The 2,587-nt window shown below is 62.3% G+C and carries 3 protein-coding genes; 1 reads left to right on the top strand and 2 read right to left on the bottom strand.

The genetic code is table 11. The features are described 5' to 3' along the window. Nucleotides 1–95: 95 nt before the first annotated feature. The gene (locus tag ACNA0I_RS26775; protein ID WP_415809057.1) at nucleotides 96–1,004 is read right to left on the bottom strand and encodes an EamA family transporter; all 909 of its coding nucleotides are present in this window, start codon (nucleotides 1,002–1,004) and stop codon (nucleotides 96–98) included. Continuing rightward, the gene (locus ACNA0I_RS26770) at nucleotides 1,001–1,522 is read right to left on the bottom strand and encodes a YbaK/EbsC family protein (RefSeq protein WP_415809056.1); all 522 of its coding nucleotides are present in this window, start codon (nucleotides 1,520–1,522) and stop codon (nucleotides 1,001–1,003) included. Before ACNA0I_RS26770 ends, ACNA0I_RS26775 begins: the two co-directional genes overlap by 4 nt. A 140-nt stretch (nucleotides 1,523–1,662) precedes the next feature. On the opposite strand from ACNA0I_RS26770, the gene ACNA0I_RS26765 reads away from it, so the two are divergent. Then, nucleotides 1,663–2,466: an alpha/beta fold hydrolase gene (locus ACNA0I_RS26765; protein WP_415809055.1), complete on the top strand. Its 804-nt coding sequence runs from the start codon at nucleotides 1,663–1,665 to the stop codon at nucleotides 2,464–2,466. The last annotated feature ends 121 nt before the right edge of the window (nucleotides 2,467–2,587 follow it).

Below are 2,587 nucleotides of genomic sequence, written 5' to 3'. Positions count from 1 at the left end.
GGCCCGCTTCGCGGGCTAAATCCGCGCTCANNGGGCCGGCGTGGCTTCCCGGCACCCGGCAGGGGCTCACAGTAGTGAATGGCCTGGAATGTTGTCTAGCCTGCTGAAGCGATCAATAGCGCTGCGACGCCGATGATGATCAAGGCGATGCCCAACAGTTCTCGGCGGCTAGTGGCATGCGAGAAAACGCGACGGGAAAGGATTTGGGCGAATAGGACTTCGACCAGACCTAGTGTGCGGACATTCGCAGCCGCAGTGAGCGCGAAGCCGATAAACCAGCCCTGCGAGGCAGAGGCGCCCAACAGGCCGCCCCAGATGGAGGTGCGCCAGGCCGCCATGCAGGCGATGAGCAGGGTCCGGTTGAACAGAATCATCCAGACGGCCAGGATCAAGGTCTGTATGCCAAGGGACCATGCGAGCGTCCAGGTGGCTTGCAGGACAAAACCGCCACTGTCCAGCGTGAGAATCGCGCCGCGAAAGCCGATGGCGGACAGGGCAAAGCAGGCGCCCGACACCAAGCCCAGCAAGGCCGGGCGCAGGCTGCCACGGCCGGTGGCAGAGGCGGGATTGCCCGACATCAAGACCACGCCTAATGTGGCGAGGATGACGGCCAACACTCCCGTGAGCGATAGGGGATCACCGAGCACCACGAAGCCAAACAAGGCGACCTGGATCGGCTCGGTTTTGGTCCAGGCGGTGACAACGACAAAGGAACGCTCTCGCATGGCGGCAAGCATGAGACCGGTAGCTGCGATCTGCGAGACGGCGCCGCCGACGACAAAGAGCAGAAAATCCGCCTGAACGCTCGGCAACAGACCGCCATCGAAAGTAAACACGATGGCCAGAAACAGGAGCGCGAACGGGAATCCGAAGAGGAACCGGACTTGTGTTGCTCCCAAAGTGCCCAGCGTAGCGGTCAGACTGCGCTGCACCGCGTTACGGCCAGCCTGAGCAGCCGCAGCCGCCAAGGTGGCGGGAATCCAGACCCAGGTCCAATCCGTCATTCGGATGCTCTTTCAGTAGAGGAAATACGTAATGCCACGTCGGCCACGGGTGCGCCTGTCATAGCGGCCAGCTGCTGCGGACTCAGGCGGAATACCGCGTGCGGATGACCTGCCGCAGCCCACAAGGTGTCGTATTGAAAGAGATCCTCATCGAGCAGCATGACGGGTTTGACCGCATGGCCGATCGGGCATACGCCGCCGATGGCATAGCCGGTCACCTCTCGCACGAAACGCGCATCGGCCTTGCCGAGTTCGCCCACGATCTCGGCAACTTTGGTTTCATCGACGCGATTGGCGCCGCTGGCGATGACCAATACCGGCGCATCGTCGGATCGACGCCGAAAGATGATGGATTTGGCGATTTGAGCGACCTCGCAACCCAGGCCCTGAGCGGCCTCTGCCGAGGTACGGCCGGTTTGCGGCAGGACGACGATGGGATGCTCATGGCCCAATGATTGCAGCAATTGGGCCACACGCTGCGCAGATTCGGGTAAAGCAGAGGCAGATTCAGCTGACATGCTTGGCGATTCCGTGTGATCGAATACGTCGCGACCGGCAATGCGGCGCAAGGGCAATGAGTGTATCAGCGACTGGGGAGCAAAGACCTGAAACCGCCCGGAGCGCTAGAATCACGAGCTTGATTCCCTCCGTGCCCGCCATGCGTTCCGAACCCCAACTGCCCCTGCAAACCGCCTATATCAACGATTATGCGATGACCTACACCGAACACGGTCAGGGCACGCCGCTGGTTTTGGTGCACGGATCGTTGTGTGACTGCCGGTATTGGAAATCTCAGATGGGCCCACTGGGCCGATCCTTTCGGGTACTCGCCCCCAGCCTGCGCCACTATTGGCCGCAAGAGTGGGACGGCGGCCCCTTTTCCGTCGATCAACACGTCGACGACCTGCTGGCCTTTATCGAGACAGTCGGCGAAGGCGCAGCGCATGTGGTCGGCCACTCTCGTGGTGCCCGCGTCGCCCTCGAGGCCGCCCTGCGCGAACCCAGACGCATCCGAACGCTGACACTCGCGGATCCGGGGCCGCTGGCTCCCAACCCGTCCGCCGATGATCGTGGCGGCTTTCGTCAGCGGTCGCTGAAACTGATTGACGACGGAGAACTGGATGCCGGCCTGGCGCTCTTTGTCGACACCGTGTCCGGCCCCGACACATGGCGCCGCATGGTGCCTTGGTTTCAAGAAATGGTCCGGGACAATGCCACCACCTTGCGCGGGCAGGCCACGGAAATGCTCAATCCGCTGAGCCGCGAACAAATCCAAAAGCTGGCCATGCCGCTGCTATTGATCGGCGGCGCACTCAGCCCGGCACCCTACCCCGCCGTGCTGCAAACGCTGTCAGAGTGGCTGCCCTCGGCCCATAAAGAGGTCATCGTGGGCTCGTCCCACGGCATGAACCTGGGCAACCCACGCGCCTTCAACAGTGCGATCGAGAACTTCTTGATCTGACGCTGCCCGAGACTAGCTTTAACAACCGTCCGTGTACTGCTCGTGGCCAGTCACGACTACGAGTTCCGGCCGGGTGCCAGGAAGGTGCGCCGCCCCGTTGAACAGCGGCTCGGCCCATGAG

Origin of the sequence: Bordetella muralis, assembly GCF_965139205.1 — a bacterium.
GTDB classification, from domain to species: domain Bacteria; phylum Pseudomonadota; class Gammaproteobacteria; order Burkholderiales; family Burkholderiaceae_B; genus Bordetella_A; species Bordetella_A muralis.
This window is presented reverse-complemented; position numbering and strand designations above follow the sequence as displayed.

What these genes read in the sequence shown, in the direction of transcription:
- ACNA0I_RS26775 (WP_415809057.1), bottom strand. Translation starts at nt 1,004, where the DNA reads ATGACGGATTGGACCTGGGTCTGGATTCCCGCCACCTTGGCGGCTGCG.
- ACNA0I_RS26770 (WP_415809056.1), bottom strand. Translation starts at nt 1,522, where the DNA reads ATGTCAGCTGAATCTGCCTCTGCTTTACCCGAATCTGCGCAGCGTGTG.
- ACNA0I_RS26765 (WP_415809055.1), top strand. Translation starts at nt 1,663, where the DNA reads ATGCGTTCCGAACCCCAACTGCCCCTGCAAACCGCCTATATCAACGAT.